We start from the raw sequence: 18,413 nt of genomic DNA on the forward strand, positions 1-18,413 counted from the left end.
CGCAGCTGTCACCGTCAAGCTGGCGTTTCCGGTCATCCCATTCCATGTGGCCGACACGCCTGTGTTTCCGGCTGCTGTTCCTGTTGCAAGTCCTGAAGCATGTATGGTGGCCTTCGTTGGATCTCCAAGCGCCCAAGCTGCAACGTTCGTCACATCCTGTGTTGATCCGTCAGAGAAGTTCGCTGTGGCTGTATACTGCTGTGTATTGCCTACTTGGACTGTTGCTGTTGCTGGTGTGACTGTAATGCTTTGGAGCGTCACCGGCGCAGCTGTCACCGTCAAGCTGGCGTTTCCGGTCATCCCATTCCATGTGGCCGACACGCCCGTGTTCCCGGCTGCTGTTCCTGTTGCAAGTCCTGAAGCATGTATGGTGGCCTTCGTTGGATCTCCAAGCGCCCAAGCTGCAACGTTCGTCACATCCTGTGTTGATCCGTCAGAGAAGTTCGCTATGGCTGTATACTGCTGTGTATTGCCTACTTGGACTGTTGCTGTTGCTGGTGTGACTGTAATGCTTTGGAGCGTCACCGGCGCAGCCGTTACATTTACAGTAGCAGTTGCAATTGTATAATCAGCTGTAGTATTAAATATTTTCACATCTAATTGTGCTGAACCAGTATTGATTGCAGAAATTAAACCGTTACTATCTACTGTGAAAATATTTGAATCACTACTTGTAAAGGATGTATATGATGGGCTAGCCATAAAAATCGAGTTAGAAAAAGTTGTGCCATCAAGTGTAAAGAAATACTTATAATGCGGGGAATATGTATTCCCTTTCGTAATATTAATTGCTGCTTTAATAGAAGCTGTAACCGGGTCAGCAATAACTAACTTTTTCTGCGCATTATTATTGTAATAGTATCCCGGCTGGGACTTCACGAAATTAATAACACCTTGGTTAACAGGATCTAAATAATTTATAAAATTACTGTCAATTCTCAATTCAGTTAAGTTTACTAAACCTGAAAGTGCTGAAAGATTTGTAATTCGAGAGTCTGCACCATAGAACGAATACAGATTGCTTAAACCGCTAACTGGACTTAAATCAGTTACATACGATCCTTCTATGTTTAGATATTCCAAGTCCAAACTTCTCACAAAGTCAATATTATCGGCTAATATCTCCCAATTGTTTCGTGTTGCTTCGTCATTGGAAGTTTGATCGCCAATATAAAGTCTTTTAAGGGTTGTTAAAGAACCAATAATAGAATAGTCACTTATACTATTTCCACCAATAGATAAATCATCTATACCAGGAAAATTTGATGGTGTAACAATGGAAATGTCGGATATTTTATTATCGGCTATATCTAGTGTTTTGAGATTGATTAGATTTTTTAAGGGTGTAATATCTTCAATATAATTAATCCGCATAAATAGTGTGTCTAAATCGGTGATATTTTGTAACGGTGTTATATCAGTTATATTATTACTATCTAGACTTATAGCCGTAAGGGGTAGACCCTCAAATATCTCCATACCAGTTAAGTCAGTTATATTGCTATTACTAAAATCCAGCCATCTACCGAAGGTCGTAGGAGAATCAGCAAGCTTTTTTTCAATATCCGATTTATAAACCGAATCCGTCACTGGTATACTTAACCATTCATGAATTTCCTTATTAAGATTTACATCCGGGAAATAAGCTTCAGGATCGGCAGCGTATGCAGTAATTCTGAATATAGGAAGGATCTGTAAAAATAATAACGCTATCAGTAAAATCGAAACAGACTTCATCTTCTTCATGTATATTTCTCCCTTTTCGTTACATTATAGTCACTTTTAATTTTGTGGATTTTATATAAGAAAGCCCAGGTTTCTAACTCCCTAGGCTTCTTTGCGTTTACTTCTTGTAAACTTAAACCCCTACATTTGGCTGGATAATTTCTGTTACGCCTATCCTATTGCATATATTTCTTTCTTTTGGATCGACCTCCTTAATTCGTTTACAATTCGTAATGTACCTGGAACACCAGCGAAACGGATACAGCCACAAATCTCTTTACTACACATCAACATATTGATGGCCGGTTGATTATCAGGAGCATCCCGACCAAAATATAACGACATTGGTCCAGACTTAACTTCAAAAAAACCAATCGGCTCCATAACTCCCGTCTTACACTCTGGACAATTATTACTCACTTCTATCCCCTCGTTTCCTCCAAAATTAAGTTTCTGTAGTGCGTTCTTCATAATTTCAAGCATGGTAGTTCCTCCCTCCTATTGTAACACCGTAAACGTTTATCTTTATATATAAATTTACTTCTATTTAAAAAAGTTGTTACGTTGATTTTAGGGAAAAACCCTAACCCCCTTTAAGCGAATTAGGGTTTTTCCGGCCAATTATCAACGGCCAACTGTAAATAATCTTTAACTTGCTCATTAGTTTTTCGGCTGCCATCCTTGATTACCAAGCGAATCGGAATTTTCTGATCCGATATAAATTCATCCAATTCAATGGTCCGATTTCTAGGTCGTCCCATTTTACGCTTCGGTCGTGGCAGCTCTGGGTATTGCTTTAGAGCCTTTGCGATCCGGATAGAAATGTAAGATCGGCTTACTCCAAGGATTTCAGCAACATCCATATGCCGAAGAAGATCTTTCTTGTCCATTAGCTTGACGATCATCACGCCTTGCTGCTCAATGGTGTAGTTTTGATTCGTTTTCAGCTCACGAATAAGTTCTTCAGCACTCTTTTCTTCGGCTTGCATTAGAAAGCCTTGAACCATTACGAATTACCACACCCTTACTTATCGTCGTGCATCAACAACAACATTTCATCTTCCGATAGACGGTTTTTCTCTTCTTCGGTTTGAATATCCTGCTGTTCATGCATGTCATTGAGGACAAGGGTATCTTCGTCATTTGCAGCTGCTTCAATATTGGAATCTTTAGAAGCACCACGCTTTCTGCGCCTCAGTCGTTTACCTTCCTGAGGTTGTGACGTTTCCTCTTCCGATTCCTCAATAACTTCTCCTTCAATTATACTATCCTGTTCAACCTCGTTGTCAGTGTTAGTATAATTGACTATCTCGGATTCGTCACTATTGGAATCGTCTTGAGCGGCTGCAATGGCTGTTTCAGCATGGCTTTCAATTATAGTATTTGTCATTTTTTCTGAATCGCGGAAGATAGTTTTCGGCAGCGGCCCTACCAATCCAATTAGTTCATCTTCAATAACGTTATTGACTACAAAGAGACAAAGGACTTCTGCTGGTTCAAATGTTTTCGTATTAAATCCAGGAAGCTTGTGAATTTGATCCGGACGCATTCGCAAACGCAATTCGTCCCTTTTCATAGAGTTGATCTGCAATGGATTGAATACCGCTTGGCTAGTAGTGGTTAGATGCTCCCAATACTGACCGATTTTATCAGATAGCATTTTACAGTCTTCAATGTTTGTGCCGCCAAAAATGACTTTTTGTCTGGCATTGTCAAATATACTTTGTTCCAGCAGTTCACTAATTCTTCGCAGCTGTGCAAGACCCTGATGGAAAATATTCATCATCATCCCGGCTTTACGTGCCATTACAAATATCTCTGCGAACGCTTCACTTACATAGTTTTGCGCTTCATCCACATACATAGCCATAGGTGGTAATTTATCTCGAATTTCATCGGGAATACCAGCACGATTAAATGTTTCTGTTTGAATCAAGTTTATCATCAAGCGCCCAAGCACGAAACCAAGATCCAATAATTCAGGATAATCAGTCGTAATCAGAAGCACATGACCGTTATCAAATATGTCTTTTAAATTAACCGTGCTTTTAGAGCATAGCATTCGACGCATATGCTTATTGCCAGTTAATTTCTTTAGATAGGTATTCAAGCCCTTATAATACTGCCGAGCTTGAGGTGCCAGCTTCGGATCTTCAAACATTTCCGCGAATTCGGCTAGATCGTTGCGAATACCGGGATCTGTTATTTGTTTCAAATATTGCTGCCGTAGTGCCTTGTTAATCGGTCTAACAATCTCTAGTATATCTGCATATGTGGCATCGTCACCTTTTACTGTTTTGGCAACTTTAATTGCCAATGTAAGGGCATCCTCCTGTTCGTCCTTATAAAACTGATTGGCGGTGGTCCCTAGATAACTGGTAAAAACCCTTGCGTTCATAACGCAAATTTTGTCGATATTATTACCATCTAAAGGGTTGATAACATCCGATTCGGGATCTGTTGGATCAATAAAATAATATTTCCTTCCAACCTTACGAGCTATTGCTCTTTGGCCCCATACCACATCTTTTGTCGGTTCAAGAATGATAACACCGGTTCCAGGATCGAGAACATCCTGTGTAGCCATATTATTGAGCAAGATAGATTTACCTGTACCGGTTGGCCCAATAACTTGCGTATGTTGGAAGCGTGATCCTTCTGGAATAATTTTCGCTTCCATTTTAGGTTTAGCAAGATTCGGCTTTGTGTTAACAATATGTAAATCAGCCTTTTCTCGCTGCCTAATGATAGAGTCACCATCACCGGCTCTCTTTTGTGCATCCTCAAATTGATCCAACACCGTTTTACTACCAGTTCCTTCAGTCAGCTTAACAGCTATGTACGATAGGAAAGCAAGATAGATAATTAGTGCAGCGACAAGTGAGAATTTTGGAAAGTGTTCATGTAAGAAGTATAGTTCCAAATTTACAATTGCACTGGCGAACGCCAAGCCGCATATTCCTTCAGCTAAAACACTAGACCATTCTTTTGTGAATTTCGTCGCCTTCATAAATGGTGCATTACTGATAATAAACGATCCCCGTATAGATGCTAATCCAATAAAACCTAGAATTAACCAACCATCATCTTTCCAGGCATAGACTTCATAAATTGTTCGTAATGAGCCAACTACATAAAGTAGAGTCACAATACCAACCACGGCAGCTGTAGCATTCCACACAGAGGTTTTGTTCTTATCATCTTTGACATATTCCTTCGACATGAAGAAAAATCGTCGAAATACAAATGATAAGGTCATAAAAACAATTTTCAACACCCACGTAACCCCACTGATGCACTTACCAGCGAAACCAAACGCTAATTGCGGTCCTGCTATCCACCAAATGAGCATAAAGGCGACAAATGCCAGTACAAGCATTGTGAGAACCGGCCCCATGATTCCCAATATAAAACTATCCATGCAGATCCCCCTAGTAATTCATCATACTGTTTATATCGAAATTACCGAGCTCACTTTGCAGATCTCTTATCATAGACAAGCCATCCTTTGCCTGATGAAGCATATTTACCAAAGTGTCCATGCCGATTGTGTAATTTATAAAAACAATTCCGATTACAGCAATGACCATAAGTTGAATGATCTGCGAGAAAAACCACTTAAGTATCATTCAAATCACCCGCCCTTCATTAATAACGACTTTTCGCCCGTAAACTTGTTACGAAGACTGCAAAAAAAATCATTTTTGAATTTAAGCAATAAAACCACGATTTTCATCCTTACGTTTCATTCGACTCTCCCATTTTTCAAGGGCTTCTTTTCTAGAAAAATGATCCGAAATTCCGTTGTAAAGTAAATTTATTAAACTTGCGAACAAGGCAATGGCAGCATATGAGATACAAGCAAAGGCCCATAAGGTTGTTGGATTATCAGAAGAAACATTTTGAATCGATCCGCTAGTTAGTACTACAAGAATAATTGCAGCAAGAATGATATTCCTATACGTTTTTCCGCTGTATAACAGGTTAATAAATTTCATATTCTTTCCTCTTTTCACTGTTTGATTAAAATAAATTAAATATTGATTACTCGTCTATAAGTTTTTTAACAGCTTCACTGAATTCTTCCTCAGTAATTTCGTTATTTAAACGCTTGTAAATCAGCTCTTTGCCTTTCTTGTCTACTTCCTTATTCTCATAACCCCATGAAGCATTTACCTTCTGAAACTCACCATCAAATTCTTCTCGCGAAACTTTCATATTATAACCTCTTGGCAGCAATTTCTTGTTCCATACGCGCTAGTCTAGTTTCGCGTTTGTAGCTTCCTTGCCCATACTTTCCATTATAATGACGAACAAATTTACGCTGCATCGACCAATCGTTAACCCCAGCTATAACGGATATACCGAACCGAACAATAATAAACGCAATTACGAAGAAAACTAAAATTTCCATAGTATTTCCCTCCCCTACCATCTGTCATTGTACCGGCTACGTCCGTAACGGCGTCCGTTTTCCTCTTTTACCTTTGCGCGATAGTTAAAGAATGCAAATGCACTAGCACAAATTATTAGAATAATAACTATTGTTAGTAAACTTTCCATAAAAGAACCAATTCCGTCAATTTCTTTGGAAATTGCTTCAGATCCTTTAGGGGTCATTTTTACGAACAACTCCATACCTGAAGCATTGGGATTAATGTTCATGTTCATAAGTTTGTTCGGGTCTGACATGTTGCTAACGTCTTTTTGGAATCCTCCACCAATATTTTCGATGGCCGGTATCCCGACAAAAATGAAAAGCAATGCAATTACTGCGTAAAAACCTAATTTAATTTTCATAGTTCTTGTCTCCTTCCTTATTGGGGGCTGATAGCCCCCATCTTCAATTAATCGTCATCATTCAACAAATTCATAGCTAGATTACTTGTGGTCTTATTTTTAATTTGAAAACTATTATCTGCATCTTGTTTCTGTTCCAATGGTAGGCTTCCTGGTAGACTCACGACTGATGATTGTCCCGGCTGCGTCATCATTTGATAAATCCATTGCCCTAATATTTGCTTAGTCATTGGAGTTTCAAGCCATTCTCTTTGTTCAGAAGTAATTGGCCCAGGAAGATGAAGGACCATCTTATCACCACCAATGGATGCAGAAGACAATTTGTCATTTATTGCTGAAACAAAGAGAGAAGCGCAGGCGCTACCGTACTTACGCCCCTCTTGTTGTTTTAAATCATTTAGGTAATCTTGGACTGATTGGGCAGTATCTACAGGAAGCCTGAATGAAACGGGCTTTGAAATATCAAAAACATCATCCATCCAAAAATCACACCTATTCTTTAGTTGCAGCTGTCAACTGGATACCGTTTGCCGATAAATAGATTTTTAGCAGCTTGTGGTAAGCCCGAACAATCATCCAAATTGAATCTTCTGGCTTTTCTTCAAACTTGATGATGTACTTCCGGTCGTTCTCGTTCAGTTTGATAATGTAATCTTTCAGAATTGACGAACCGCCACCGATTAGATATGCGACTTGAATCCGTGGAACTTTGCCCCAAATGCCTTTGAGAATGTCATACTGTGCCTTGGCAGCTCGTCCAAGAATTTCGTCAACGATTTTTTTGAACGAATGCCGGTTCGAATTAATCCAAACGTGCATTTTTTCTTCCGGGTCTTTGTGCGTAAGGTTCTCAATCAGCTCACCCCGGCTTTTGAAATACTTCCGAACGCCGAATTCATCATCTACGCGCCGAATAATTTCGTCAAGGTAACTGGAAAGACCCTCTTTTTCGCCATCGGAGTTAATGTTATCCACCGTTCCATCAGGCTTGATAATAGCATCGTCTGTCGAAAGTCCACCAATATCATGTATAAGAACCATTTTATTAATTAAATCTTCGTTGCGTGGCGATCCGTCAGTTTTTGTCGTAAGCTCAATCATGGCCGCATGGCCTTCCGTATTAATAAGCGCATCATGGAACTTAATCCGAATTTTCTTGTTTTCATAACCCGGAGTAGTCAGGAAGGTCACTTCATGCGAATTGCCCTTCAGCTTTTCTTTGAATGCCTTTCGCGTCCCTTTCTTCTTTGCTTCTCCCAATGGCAATCCAGTAGACAAGAAATAGTCGGCTTCAATTACACCATCGTTGTCCTTAAATAAGGAAGCGTTCATTGCGGCATCAAGGGCCATCGCGGACAATAGCATAATAACCGGTTGATCGTGTACGGATTTTGCATCCTCATAAGTCAGCTCGTCATTTTGATGTTGAGCAGCGGCTAAGTTGCCGATCACGTATGTACCAGCTCCACCATTTCCATTGTTCAATGCGCCAGAAACGATTTTGACGTGAAGTGCATCCTTGGGGGCTTCGCCCTGGATGATTTCTCGTTCCTCACTATGAGCCGCCAACACGTTAGGCATGTCCAGCACGTTCTCACCATCACCGAAAATTGCTTTAATACGTGAGTTTCCAATATCCACAGAGCCTTTTCTAACTGTAAGTACCAAACTGATCCACTCCCTTTACGGACGTTAATGTATTGCCTATATTTACATTGTAGACGTTTTGTCTACAACAGTCAATGCATTTGTAGACATTTTGTAGACATTATTTTTCTCCCTCTTGCTTAACCTTTTTTTTTCCGTTCTCAATGTAGGCTTTACACGCTTCTGCAAACTCTAAGAGTCCCTTCTCACACACTAAACTTCTATTGCCATTAACAAGTTCACGTGCAATGTAATCTAAATCACTAATTAATGATTCAGGCAAAGTAATTGATATTGTCTTTTTCCCTGTATTTTCATTACTTATTAATTGTAGAATAGCATTTTCATATGTTGCAGTTTTTGGTTTTCTCCCCATAGATTTAACCTCCATAAATACAATGTTATTTACAATATGTTTTACAATATTATATGAACATATTTTACCATGCAAATTCAAACGATACCACCTTCTTTTGACTGGAAAAGAATGAATGTAGCTGCGCAGAAAGTGACAAGGGAATTCACCTACAATTCCGGTCTTCCATAACTGAAACTTATCTTCCCGATCCCGATAGCTTCAAGCAACATTCGGCGGTGAAAGAATTACTTAACCTTCTCCCGTTCAGATCACAGCTGCCTGGTTCTTCAATTAGTAGAATGAGCGTCCTGGTTTCTCGTATGTGCTGCGTGGTGACTAGCTCCCACCACAGCACAGCTACCGTCTTCTGGAGACCCTTCAAACGGTTTGGATCTTCTAAGACCATCCAGGCTAGGATTAGCCCACCCCAAGAAATGTCATTATGCTTATCATCGCCCTCCGTCTAAAATCCTTCCCTTCGTTTCTTTCCCTCCCGACAACTATTGGCTTTCAGTACTTTTCACTGTCACCACTCATCTATTAGTAGTTATATAAAAGAAATATAAAATACAATGTATTTCGCATTGTATTTTATATTATTAAAGTCTGTTCACGCTGGAAGCGTGAAAATGATTTCACCCTACTAAATGTTAATGCTCTGCATTGAGTTCGCCTTCAGCTCACGCAGGGAAAAATCACAAAAGTCAAAGGCATGCTCCGGACCCTCTTTGTCCACGCTGCCGCGTGGAAGGATCTGCCCTTTCGGTCAGATCCTAAGAGGGACCGAAACACTTATGCCCCTGTGTAGCCTTGCGTTTTGGCGCGTTGCGCCAAACAACGAACCATGTTACGATATTTCATATCGTACATGGATCGTTGTACGCAAGCCTACACAGGGGCATATACGTGTCGCTTTGCTCCCGAAATAGATTTATGCCGTACTACGCATGGGTTTTTCCCCATGCTGCATACAACATAAATCATGGAGCCCGAATCACCTACACCCGCGGCCATCTTACTACGATACAGTTAAACCTCGCTACCGCTCGTTTAACTTGGTATCGTGTAAGATAGCACGCGGCCGGCTCCGGAAGTTTTGTCCCTTTGGGCCAAAACCGCTATCGCGCGCGCAGAGCGCGTTCCTTTGCCTGTGTACGGTGTCCGGGCTCCCTTCAACCCCTTCCGAACCCTTCGCTTTGCGAAGGGCCGCCCCCAAACTCTTGGGGGCTTTCGGCCTTGTCCAGCTACGCTAGACAAGCACGAAATCGCGTGTTGCTCCGCAACTTTTATTCCGCTATTTTTGCCCCTATATGGGGCAAAAAAACGCGAAATAAAACGCGATTTCTATTCAAATTACGTTTCCTTCGGAACGTAATTTGAATGCTTGTCTAGCAGCTGACCAAGGTAAAGATTAAGTGCCTCGCATGATGGAATCATGCGATTGTTTCAAAGCTTCGCATTGAAACAATAAGTCAAAAACAAAGATTCAATCTCCGTATCGGTCGCTTCGCTCTTTCCCGATACATGCAATTGAATCTCCTAAACATGAAATCTTCGCATGAGTATCATGCGGTTGTAACAAGTCTCCGCATCGGTCGATTTGCTCTATACCGATGCTTAAACTTAAAACAATATAATGAAAGGAGAGCTAGTTCCTAATGGATCTTCGTGTTGCTCCTCCCAAGCTTGAAAAGATCATATCGCCTTATCTGCTCCATTTTCTGAAGTCTTATTCAACTACACTTTCATTTGATAACCAGGTCTTAGACTTAGGTTCTGGAAAATGGAGACACGCAAATTTCATGCACCGAATTGGTTTCAAAAAAATCACTTGCATTGACCGATATACCTTTCCAAATCAACCAGATTATATTACTTATATCGAACATAATTTAGAAAATAAAATGCACTTTATTGATAATAAATTCGACATTATAATAGCAACATTTTTGTTTATGTTTATCAAAAATAGGAGAGGTTTAATAGACGAAATAACAAGATTATCTAATCATAATTCTTACTTAATATGTACGTTAAACAACAAAAAAACCAGTACATATAGACCTGCTTTATCGTTCGGTAATTCTACAAATTCAGAAGACATAATTGCACTTTTAGATCCCACTTTCTGGATCATCCTACATAAAAACAAAGACAGTTTTATTGCCCAACGAAGGGAGGGATTAACGAATGGCTAAAGGCAGACGCGGTAAGAAAAGTGAGTATATCAAGGCTGTAAAAACAGCTGAACAAAGAGCGCTCAAAAATCTTTGGCGTACTGGCGTTGTTACAAAATCCCAGCTTGAAAAACATTATGAGCTTCACGGTGAAAGATTGGCCAAGTTTGAAAAAAGTGGTTTCATCTCCATCCAACAAGATTTAATTCGTCTCGATAAAAAAGGCATTGATTATTGCAATAAAGAACTTAAGCTCGATCCCAGTTACCGGTACAGATCCCAGTCCAACCACCTGAAACATGACCTAAAGCTGACCGTTGCCTATCTGAAGCTAAATCCGGAGATACAAGAAACTTGGAAAACTGAAATGCAGCTCTATTACGAAGCGAAGGCCCAGGACAACTTTCTTACGTTCAAGCAAGAAATGACCGAGCAGCATCCTTCTGGCCACTTCAAAGCTGTACCGGACGCAGCCATTCAAGATCCTAACACCGGTCTATATATGGCTTTTGAATGTGTGACCAAAAACTATAATGAAGCTGACATTGCGCAGAAAGAAGCATTTTCCGCTCAATACTTGGGCGGCATCTACAAATTTTGAAAGGAGCTTATCCTATGGGGTTAATTGAAGAAATTCGGGCTTATCATGAAGATCCGAGCAATTTTGAATCTATGACTATATCCGGGGTGTTAATCGACCCAGCGATCCACGCCACCATTGACCGACATTACAAGCGTTTCTTGGAAGTGCTGCTTGAATATTTTCCGTATATTCTCAAAACACAATGGCGCGAGCTTTACGGTAAATCTAAAATGACCGGCCACAATGCTGTGAATGAATTGGTTGAGCTGAAGGTACTAGGAGAAGGGAGCTTCAAGGGCTGCCATTACGTATTTCCTATTACAAGAGCGGTAAAATGGTACACGAAGAAAGAAAATGCAAATCCGTTTGTTCAGAAGCAATCAAACAATAAGCTGCTCGATCATTTCATGCGAGCTGAATATTTCCTGCGAACCAACCAGCTCATACAAATAAGTCCTGATTATTTTTTTAACCGGCTTCTTTGGGATCGCCGGAAAATACTCCTGGAACAAAAGGAAGTCACCGACCAATTATCCGGAATCAATAAGCAGCTGTCCGATCTGCAAGAGCAGATCCGGCAGCTCTCACAGAATGCAGCGGCTAATCTGAACCGAATTATTACCTTAGCCGAACAGAGAGCCAACTTGACCCGCATAATGAAAGAACTTCAGATCCAGGAGGAAATTATTAAAGAAAAATCCAAGGGGTTGCCACCATTTAAGATTCCTGAAATAGCTGAAGGCGGCGCAATAGATTGTGTAGAAGAATACCAAGCGCGGAAGGTATTCGCTGATGGTGTACCGGAATTTAAGACTAAACTTGATTATATTACTTTTGTACAAAAGTGTTTGTCGATCTTACCTGATCGTAACTGCTATTTTGAGAACATCAGTTTGACGGATGCAGGCTTTAAACTGGATCTTGTCATAATCCATTATCATGACTCTTCTAAATCTCGTTATCATAGATTAATTGATGATGTAAACCTCATATGTGATTGCTTCATGAATGGTAGCTTTACTCTTCGTGTTCTTTGCGAAAGTGAGAAGGACCAGGAACGCGCCGATAAGGTTTTAAAAGAAGTCTTTCGTCAGCGAAACAGATCCATTTCTGATATACAGAAAAAGCGTACTAATCGCAAGAATCTTTGCGAGAAGTACATTATTACAAACACTAATATAGCTCGATATTTTCAAAGAGGTGATTCTGACCTCTTAGTACATGAGTCAGATTTAAAAGATTTAGAGCAAATTATTTCACAGCTGCAAGCAAAAATGGACTAAAAAAGTACCCTATTAAAATTATCAGAAGATTCGAAAGCGCGCAGCTGCCGCGCTTTTTTTTGTCTCATAGAATAACTACTTTTCAGTGTTTTATTTGTTATATTTTCATTGCTGCAAGATAGAAAAAATGGTATAATTTTCTCGTAGCCGTTTGTCTTGTATTTGTTTTAAAGCAGATGATCTGCGAGATGTTTTTAGGGGTTGTCCTACGGACTTCTATCTGGATTTATCATTCTCTAACTGAATGGTATTTCGAGATGGATGTCCGTAGACAATCCTAAAAAAACATATCTCAAGGAGGAATGCTTTATGAACAAAAGGCAAAATAATGGTGACGATGGATTTACTGGTTTGTTGGGACTTATTCTACTTGGAATGGCGCTACTTGGGGCAAACAAGGAGAAGGTAGAAGCATTTTTGGAAAAGGCTGGCATTGTCGCTGGTAAGATTCTTACGATTTCGATTTATGTCGGAATTTCAGTTTTGGTATTGCTCATAACCTATAAGATAGTCCGTGCTGTTTACAAGGCAAAAAAACGGAAGAAAGAACGCCGTATTGCTGCTTTGGAAAAAGAACTGACTAATGCAAAGGCTGATATGAACTATTACCTGGAACTGTCTGTATCGGAAGCATTTCATTTTGGCCTGGCTGAAGAAATTGCAGAACGTCATGATCTTGAAGTTTCTGTTTACGGACCGGCTTTGTTTTCTGAAACCAATAACGTGTTGATCGGTAAACGTAAAGTTGCAGATATTCACGAAATTGAATTAGAACTCTATGGCTATACGGAAACATGGAACTATGACAAAAACGTTGTGTATTTAGTCACTGTTAAATTGAATCAAAACCGATTCAATAATGATCTTATTAACGCTCGCCGTAATCGTACTTTGTCCAGAGAAAAGGGTACTCGCTATGCAAGGTCTTAATAATCATTTTACGCTCGATGTTTGCAGCTGCTCTCATGGTTATTATCTTGCAAAAGTATACCTTTACGCTCCACCTCAAAGAACCTCAGAATTCTTTGAAACTGAATTTTTAGCACTTATGCATTATTTATCTATTGCAACCGGTGCTAAAATTTCTATTCTCGACTAACTTTATTCTATCGTGTACTATCGCCTATTTGATAAATATTGATCTCCTTTTTGTGACGATCTATTTATCTCCTGGCAACCGGCTTAAGACAAGAATGATTTTCTTATGATCTGTGCTCCCTTTTTTTGGTTGAGCTATTTCATTTGACTCATTTCTTGTCTTTTTCTTTTTCTACTTGGTTTATTCCCTCTATTATTTGTCCATACTGATGATAGATTCCCTGGCAGCTGCAAGTAAACGACTCCGGCCGGATCTTCATCCCCCAGTAGTCTTCCTTTTACGAGCTTCAGGAATTACCTTTTTAACGATCCGATTCGTGCTATCCTGAAACGATTCTCGAATGAAAGTTTCTAGCACCCTTGTCCCAATAATTTCCGGGGTGACTTCGTGATCAGCATCAACATTTTCGTTAATGGCTTCACAAATCATCTTCAGCTTATAGTAATCGCTTCGCGATAGCCTGGACATAACCGTTCGGTGTTTAAGCGATTCGATAAACATGTCTTTCCACAGTCCCATACGATCACCACCCTATTCTAATATGCTCCAAGCTTTGGAAGGTTGGAGTAATGCAGTGACTGGTTTCATTGGACCTGTAAAATCTTCTTTCAACATCCCAGGAGCTACCTTTTGAATTGTTTTCAGATCATGCAGAGCATAGCGTAGAAGCGCATAGGTCGCATGTGCTAGAAAGGACACCCCTAACCCTATTTGAAACTCACAGAGCTGATCGTAGAGCGTTTGAGAAGCTTTTAACTTAAATCTGTCTCGTTCGCTGTCATCATTTATGTACTCGTAAATGGAACGATATTCTTTATGTCCGCAATATGTAATATTCTCAGTAAATCGAAAATCACGCTTGAAATATGAGCTGAAAAATACAATGCAATCTTCATCTAATAAAGCAGTCTTCACCAGCTGTATTCCAACTTCGCCTTCAGGTAAAGCACAACGATTGGCTATGCGCTGAATCCAGACACGTTCTATATCAGGAATATATGGCGCTATAGCACGTTTCTTATCTGACCTTACCTTACGCTGTTTCACTGCCCTATCGTCCATATCAAGCACCTCAATCTTTAGGAAGTATAGTAGGAACTTCGTTCCGGGGTGACTAACCTAAATATATGCAGCACTAGCGAAAGATAGTCCAAGCATTCGAGAGAGGAGGGAGGTACACCATGAAAGTTAATTTGACTAAAAGAGAAATGGAAGAACTCGCGTTCAGCGCAATTGAATCCGCTAAACGCCTGGGTATACCCCTAAAGAAAAAAAAGAAGAAAGTCGTACTGCAGCTGGTAAAGGGAAAAAAGAAATAACCCGCCTTCGCTGCCGCTACGGTTCCGGATCTGATCGTAGAGGAGTGGGGACAACAAAAATCACGTTGCCCCCAAACCTCCACAATCAGACCGGGGGATTCCACCACCATGAAGCGCTAACGCGCCCATCTTCGCAAGGTGTATAGGATCGGTTAAGTAGCTCCCAGAATCAGAAAGAAAGGGGAGTGTGGACAGAACCAGAAAGACACAGAACTTATCCACAAGAACAGAGATTGTAAGGACGCTTTGCTCCGCAAAGCACCATCACCTATTCCAAGAAGGATTGTATTCCCTCCCACCACCCTCCCCCTGTATATGGAGTATGACTATTTAATCTGGCGGCTCGGGATCTGGCTGTTCCGCTGCATATTTGTCTTTTTTTAATCTCTCAATGCGATCTATTTTACGTTTCCGGAAATCAGCAAACACGACTATACCGATCTCTTCGGGCGTAGACGCCTTGTTCTCGACAACAGGGAAGATAATAAGGTTACTTTCTTCAACTAGATTCTCTAGTGCTTCTGGAAGCTTTATAACGGTCTGACCGCCACGCCCTCTGCGCGTCTCAACGATCACTTTCCCGACTGACTTCAGCTGCCCAAGTATTACTTTGAACGAGGTCAACGGAGATCCTAACCGGTTGGCCAGCTCCTGTTGTGTTCCAGACAACTCCTTTTCAGCCTGAAGTAAATCCAGCAGATCAGCTTTCCATTCATTAAGATGGCTGCGCTCACGTTCAGATCTTGGCTTAGCGCTTGCCCACTGTTTTCGAGTGCGATAATAAAAAGCCATCCCGGTAAGCTCCCGTATGATTGCTGCTTTCGGTCCATGAAACTTTGCACTGCGGAAGACATAGCTTACTTTATATTCCACGTCACGTTCCGTAAATGGTTTTTTACCGGCTTGTGCGCCTTTGGCGCAGCAAGAAATAAACCAATCCAGTAAGGCGGTTTCGGCTTGATCCTCCGACCAATCAGAAGCTTTCATTGCTAACGCTAGGTTAAAAGCAATCACATCACGACTTCCGTAATCACATGGATTTGTCAGTAAATATTGTAAAGCTGGATGACTCATTAAATCGCCTGTATGTACGTTCACAAACCCGCTAGCGCACGGATTAAAGGAATGATTGATCTCACGCCATTCCTTAAACAAAGCGAAGCTATACCGGTTCTCTGGCTCAAAGTACAGCAAGCTTTGTTCGGTTGGGGTTCGGAAAATACGATTGGCCCCAACAGCTGCCTTATCCGCGCCCAGGTCGTCGGCCATGTGCCACATGATAGCCGAGTAAAGACGGATTGCTTTTTCCGTAGCCCGTACCGGCTCCGTAAACATAAAAGTCACATGATGGCCACCGCTTGGCGTACTCGTAATGGCAGTAGGGCGTGGGAGTCCTGCCCGATCGATCCGTTCAAGAACTTCTTTGCTAGACTCTCCGTAATTATCAAAATCAAACGTTAGCGCGTTCATCCAGCGCAGAGATTCCGTCCAGCGCTTATCGCGCCGGAAATAACCATTCGGAGTGTAGAACGGCGTTTCAAACGTTGGATCTGCAAGAATAGCGTTTAGAGTTGATTGCGTGGCTACACTTTTCATTCGTTCTTTTGTTCCGACAAAGACCCATTGCCGTTCATTGTCGCGTTTTCCGACATTGTATTCCTTTCCAGAGCGTTTCGGGTAAGCATTCATATAGCTGCCGAAAAGCAACCCGAAAAATTCTTCGGAGCGCGTAGTCGGGACTATGAAATTCGGAGAGGTTTGCAGCATCTGCGACATTCGGACCAACCCTTTCTTAAAAAAGACAATAGGAAAGCAGGCCCTCGATACCCTAGTTTTCAAAATTTCGGGATTCGGAGCTATATGTTTTCATTCATTTATGTACCTTATATATGAGCAGATGGAGTGACCAGCTAACCGGTGCCATCGGTCCAACAAAAAATCAAAAAGCCCTGGTATCTCCACAAAGGGGAGATACCAGGGCTCGGGTTTCTATTTTAAAATAGTACAATGAAACTACTTCCAAAACCTTTGATACGCTTGAAAATATAGCGTAAAAATGGTACAATATAAGTATCTTAGCTGGTTTGTACAGCTTCAAACCTATATTGTTTACTGGAATGCCATTGTGATGAGCGCCTGTTTCGCCGATGTGATGATCGGATGACACAGCTCGGAGAAGCTGGAAACTTCTTCGATACCGCGTGAAACATAGTGGCTTTTTCAGTTGTCAAAGACTCATAAGAATCTAGTAAAATACTAATTTGCTAAAACCATATTAACATAGTTTATGTGGTTACGGAAGTCGAACATTGGAAAATGATGATAATTCGAATAGAATTTCCTTTTCATTCCCCGATAGAATTACATCGTCTATCCCCTTACCGTGGACGGAATCCCACAAAGCGAAAAGAGGAGAGAGCTGAAGCTCTTTTAATTCTTTAGCAAGTAAATCAGCAGCTTGCTTAACCCAAGGCTTACTATTAAATTCTGAAGAATCATAGGCAACTATATTTCGTCCATCATGTGCCAGCAGCTTACGCAGCCTAGAAACTAATTCAGGTATTTCCTGCCAGTGCGCTACGCCTGGCGCAGCTAATGCCACGCATTTCTTCCTCCATGCAATTACATTTGCTTTTACTGGCCCCTCTGTAACCCATATATCGTTGCTTTGAATCATTGGCGGTATAGCCACATGTACAGGATTTCCGCTATTGGTTCCTTGCTTCTTTCCATCTGTTGAAAGCCAAATATACTTCGTTCTACTGGTTGGACGATCTACTCTTACCTGAATCCCGGTTATCTTTTGATCATAGGACAGTATCGGAATCATAAAACCAGTACCACCAAAGATCGTCCAGTACTCTCCATAAGGCCCTTCCTTCAGGTAAAAGCCAGGAACAGACGAAAGAGCTTCAATACCGTACTTATCAAGTAATCTTTTACCTACCTTATGCCGATCATTTATAGGTAGAGTGCTATAACCATGTTCGCGGATCTCACGCGCCGTCAGTCCTCTTTTAATTAATCCTTCCATGTGTTCCGCAGACAACGAGAATTGTTGAAAGAGATCTGAATATATAGCATGGAGTAAATCTTCATTAGCTTTTGGCTTCTCGATCCGAGGTGTGAAATCTTCTTTTTTACTACTTATTCGATCTTCGAGAGAATGCCACCAGCCACCCTTTTTATTGGGATGTTCGTTTTGTATCCGTTGACAAAGAGAAAGCTTATGATCATCCGAAACCATGCACCAATCATTATGGCCACAGATTGGGCACAGAATTTTTAGTCTGGCAACATTCTTCAAACCCACCACTCAACACGCCCTTCTTTTACTCTCATTTGCAATTATAATAACACCTTTTTAAAACAGATGACCATCTATCTATGTATATACATAGATCGAATCGTGTAATATAATA

Annotated in this window: 21 protein-coding genes; 5 read left to right on the forward strand and 16 right to left on the reverse strand. The window is 40.9% G+C overall.

Annotated features, from left to right (window positions below):
* The 12 genes from E0496_RS27510 to E0496_RS27560 form a co-directional block, all read right to left on the reverse strand.
* On the reverse strand, positions 1–1,746 hold a 1,746-nt coding region (locus tag E0496_RS27510; protein WP_175598126.1), incomplete at its 3' end, for an Ig-like domain-containing protein.
* Positions 1,747–1,896: 150 nt separating this feature from the next.
* Positions 1,897–2,208 carry a hypothetical protein gene (locus tag E0496_RS27515; RefSeq protein ID WP_141505066.1) on the reverse strand — a complete coding sequence of 104 codons (312 nt, stop codon included), beginning with the start codon at positions 2,206–2,208 and terminating at the stop codon, positions 1,897–1,899.
* 119 nt (positions 2,209–2,327) lie between these two features.
* Positions 2,328–2,714 (reverse strand): hypothetical protein, encoded by a 387-nt coding sequence (locus E0496_RS27520; RefSeq protein WP_206669884.1) that lies wholly within the window; start codon positions 2,712–2,714, stop codon positions 2,328–2,330.
* Positions 2,715–2,749: 35 nt separating this feature from the next.
* Positions 2,750–5,146, reverse strand: coding sequence for a TraM recognition domain-containing protein (locus E0496_RS27525; protein WP_141505068.1), 2,397 nt, complete (start codon positions 5,144–5,146; stop codon positions 2,750–2,752).
* A 10-nt stretch (positions 5,147–5,156) separates the two neighbouring features.
* The gene (locus tag E0496_RS27530; protein WP_141505069.1) at positions 5,157–5,354 is read right to left on the reverse strand and encodes a hypothetical protein; all 198 of its coding nucleotides are present in this window, start codon (positions 5,352–5,354) and stop codon (positions 5,157–5,159) included.
* Positions 5,355–5,435: 81 nt separating this feature from the next.
* Positions 5,436–5,723 (reverse strand): hypothetical protein, encoded by a 288-nt coding sequence (locus E0496_RS27535; protein WP_141505070.1) that lies wholly within the window; start codon positions 5,721–5,723, stop codon positions 5,436–5,438.
* A 46-nt stretch (positions 5,724–5,769) separates the two neighbouring features.
* Complete coding sequence (locus E0496_RS35715; protein ID WP_161601603.1) at positions 5,770–5,943, reverse strand: hypothetical protein; 174 nt, start codon at positions 5,941–5,943, stop codon at positions 5,770–5,772.
* A gap of 1 nt (position 5,944) precedes the next feature.
* On the reverse strand, positions 5,945–6,139 hold the full coding sequence (locus E0496_RS27540; RefSeq protein ID WP_141505071.1) for a hypothetical protein: 195 nt from the start codon (positions 6,137–6,139) through the stop codon (positions 5,945–5,947).
* A 14-nt stretch (positions 6,140–6,153) separates the two neighbouring features.
* A complete protein-coding gene (locus E0496_RS27545) occupies positions 6,154–6,525 on the reverse strand; it encodes a hypothetical protein (protein ID WP_141505072.1) in 372 nt (123 codons plus the stop codon).
* 47 nt (positions 6,526–6,572) lie between these two features.
* The gene (locus E0496_RS27550) at positions 6,573–7,004 is read right to left on the reverse strand and encodes a hypothetical protein (protein ID WP_141505073.1); all 432 of its coding nucleotides are present in this window, start codon (positions 7,002–7,004) and stop codon (positions 6,573–6,575) included.
* A 13-nt stretch (positions 7,005–7,017) separates the two neighbouring features.
* Positions 7,018–8,193 carry a ParM/StbA family protein gene (locus E0496_RS27555; protein WP_141505074.1) on the reverse strand — a complete coding sequence of 392 codons (1,176 nt, stop codon included), beginning with the start codon at positions 8,191–8,193 and terminating at the stop codon, positions 7,018–7,020.
* A 100-nt stretch (positions 8,194–8,293) separates the two neighbouring features.
* Positions 8,294–8,548 carry a ribbon-helix-helix domain-containing protein gene (locus E0496_RS27560; protein WP_141505075.1) on the reverse strand — a complete coding sequence of 85 codons (255 nt, stop codon included), beginning with the start codon at positions 8,546–8,548 and terminating at the stop codon, positions 8,294–8,296.
* Positions 8,549–10,188: 1,640 nt separating this feature from the next.
* On the opposite strand from E0496_RS27560, the gene E0496_RS27565 reads away from it, so the two are divergent.
* The 4 genes from E0496_RS27565 to E0496_RS27580 all read left to right on the forward strand — a co-directional run bounded on the left by E0496_RS27565 (position 10,189) and on the right by E0496_RS27580 (position 13,503).
* Positions 10,189–10,728, forward strand: a complete 540-nt coding sequence (locus E0496_RS27565) for a class I SAM-dependent methyltransferase (protein WP_141505076.1) — start codon at positions 10,189–10,191, stop codon at positions 10,726–10,728.
* Entirely contained in the window at positions 10,721–11,308 is a 588-nt protein-coding gene (locus E0496_RS27570) for a hypothetical protein (RefSeq protein ID WP_141505077.1), read from the forward strand. The genes E0496_RS27565 and E0496_RS27570 overlap by 8 nt, the downstream gene beginning before the upstream one ends.
* A 14-nt stretch (positions 11,309–11,322) precedes the next feature.
* A complete protein-coding gene (locus E0496_RS27575) occupies positions 11,323–12,573 on the forward strand; it encodes a hypothetical protein (RefSeq protein WP_141505078.1) in 1,251 nt (416 codons plus the stop codon).
* Between the two features lie 309 nt (positions 12,574–12,882).
* A complete protein-coding gene (locus E0496_RS27580) occupies positions 12,883–13,503 on the forward strand; it encodes a hypothetical protein (RefSeq protein WP_141505079.1) in 621 nt (206 codons plus the stop codon).
* A 424-nt stretch (positions 13,504–13,927) separates the two neighbouring features.
* Here E0496_RS27580 and E0496_RS27585 read toward each other — a convergent pair whose 3' ends face one another.
* Together E0496_RS27585 and E0496_RS27590 are read right to left on the reverse strand one after the other, a co-directional pair.
* A complete protein-coding gene (locus E0496_RS27585) occupies positions 13,928–14,191 on the reverse strand; it encodes a hypothetical protein (protein WP_141505080.1) in 264 nt (87 codons plus the stop codon).
* A gap of 12 nt (positions 14,192–14,203) precedes the next feature.
* Complete coding sequence (locus E0496_RS27590; RefSeq protein ID WP_206669885.1) at positions 14,204–14,719, reverse strand: hypothetical protein; 516 nt, start codon at positions 14,717–14,719, stop codon at positions 14,204–14,206.
* A 134-nt stretch (positions 14,720–14,853) separates the two neighbouring features.
* On the opposite strand from E0496_RS27590, the gene E0496_RS35720 reads away from it, so the two are divergent.
* Positions 14,854–14,991 (forward strand): hypothetical protein, encoded by a 138-nt coding sequence (locus E0496_RS35720; RefSeq protein WP_161601604.1) that lies wholly within the window; start codon positions 14,854–14,856, stop codon positions 14,989–14,991.
* Between the two features lie 330 nt (positions 14,992–15,321).
* Here E0496_RS35720 and E0496_RS27595 read toward each other — a convergent pair whose 3' ends face one another.
* Both E0496_RS27595 and E0496_RS27600 read right to left on the reverse strand, forming a co-directional pair.
* The gene (locus E0496_RS27595; protein ID WP_141505082.1) at positions 15,322–16,767 is read right to left on the reverse strand and encodes a replication initiation protein; all 1,446 of its coding nucleotides are present in this window, start codon (positions 16,765–16,767) and stop codon (positions 15,322–15,324) included.
* Positions 16,768–17,284: 517 nt separating this feature from the next.
* On the reverse strand, positions 17,285–18,307 hold the full coding sequence (locus E0496_RS27600) for a DUF3854 domain-containing protein (RefSeq protein WP_141505083.1): 1,023 nt from the start codon (positions 18,305–18,307) through the stop codon (positions 17,285–17,287).
* Positions 18,308–18,413: the final 106 nt, after the last annotated feature.

This window comes from Paenibacillus luteus (genome assembly GCF_006542765.1).
In the GTDB taxonomy this organism is placed as follows: domain Bacteria; phylum Bacillota; class Bacilli; order Paenibacillales; family Paenibacillaceae; genus Pristimantibacillus; species Pristimantibacillus luteus.

Coding starts and splice junctions, on each gene's coding strand:
- E0496_RS27535 (WP_141505070.1), bottom strand. CDS start 5,723: ATGAAATTTATTAACCTGTTATACAGCGGAAAAACGTATAGGAATATC.
- E0496_RS27530 (WP_141505069.1), bottom strand. CDS start 5,354: ATGATACTTAAGTGGTTTTTCTCGCAGATCATTCAACTTATGGTCATT.
- E0496_RS27595 (WP_141505082.1), bottom strand. CDS start 16,767: ATGTCGCAGATGCTGCAAACCTCTCCGAATTTCATAGTCCCGACTACG.
- E0496_RS35715 (WP_161601603.1), bottom strand. CDS start 5,943: ATGAAAGTTTCGCGAGAAGAATTTGATGGTGAGTTTCAGAAGGTAAAT.
- E0496_RS27565 (WP_141505076.1), top strand. CDS start 10,189: ATGGATCTTCGTGTTGCTCCTCCCAAGCTTGAAAAGATCATATCGCCT.
- E0496_RS27515 (WP_141505066.1), bottom strand. CDS start 2,208: ATGCTTGAAATTATGAAGAACGCACTACAGAAACTTAATTTTGGAGGA.
- E0496_RS27545 (WP_141505072.1), bottom strand. CDS start 6,525: ATGAAAATTAAATTAGGTTTTTACGCAGTAATTGCATTGCTTTTCATT.
- E0496_RS27525 (WP_141505068.1), bottom strand. CDS start 5,146: ATGGATAGTTTTATATTGGGAATCATGGGGCCGGTTCTCACAATGCTT.
- E0496_RS27585 (WP_141505080.1), bottom strand. CDS start 14,191: ATGGGACTGTGGAAAGACATGTTTATCGAATCGCTTAAACACCGAACG.
- E0496_RS27540 (WP_141505071.1), bottom strand. CDS start 6,139: ATGGAAATTTTAGTTTTCTTCGTAATTGCGTTTATTATTGTTCGGTTC.
- E0496_RS27550 (WP_141505073.1), bottom strand. CDS start 7,004: ATGGATGATGTTTTTGATATTTCAAAGCCCGTTTCATTCAGGCTTCCT.
- E0496_RS27575 (WP_141505078.1), top strand. CDS start 11,323: ATGGGGTTAATTGAAGAAATTCGGGCTTATCATGAAGATCCGAGCAAT.
- E0496_RS27580 (WP_141505079.1), top strand. CDS start 12,883: ATGAACAAAAGGCAAAATAATGGTGACGATGGATTTACTGGTTTGTTG.
- E0496_RS35720 (WP_161601604.1), top strand. CDS start 14,854: ATGAAAGTTAATTTGACTAAAAGAGAAATGGAAGAACTCGCGTTCAGC.
- E0496_RS27570 (WP_141505077.1), top strand. CDS start 10,721: ATGGCTAAAGGCAGACGCGGTAAGAAAAGTGAGTATATCAAGGCTGTA.
- E0496_RS27520 (WP_206669884.1), bottom strand. CDS start 2,714: ATGCAAGCCGAAGAAAAGAGTGCTGAAGAACTTATTCGTGAGCTGAAA.
- E0496_RS27560 (WP_141505075.1), bottom strand. CDS start 8,548: ATGGGGAGAAAACCAAAAACTGCAACATATGAAAATGCTATTCTACAA.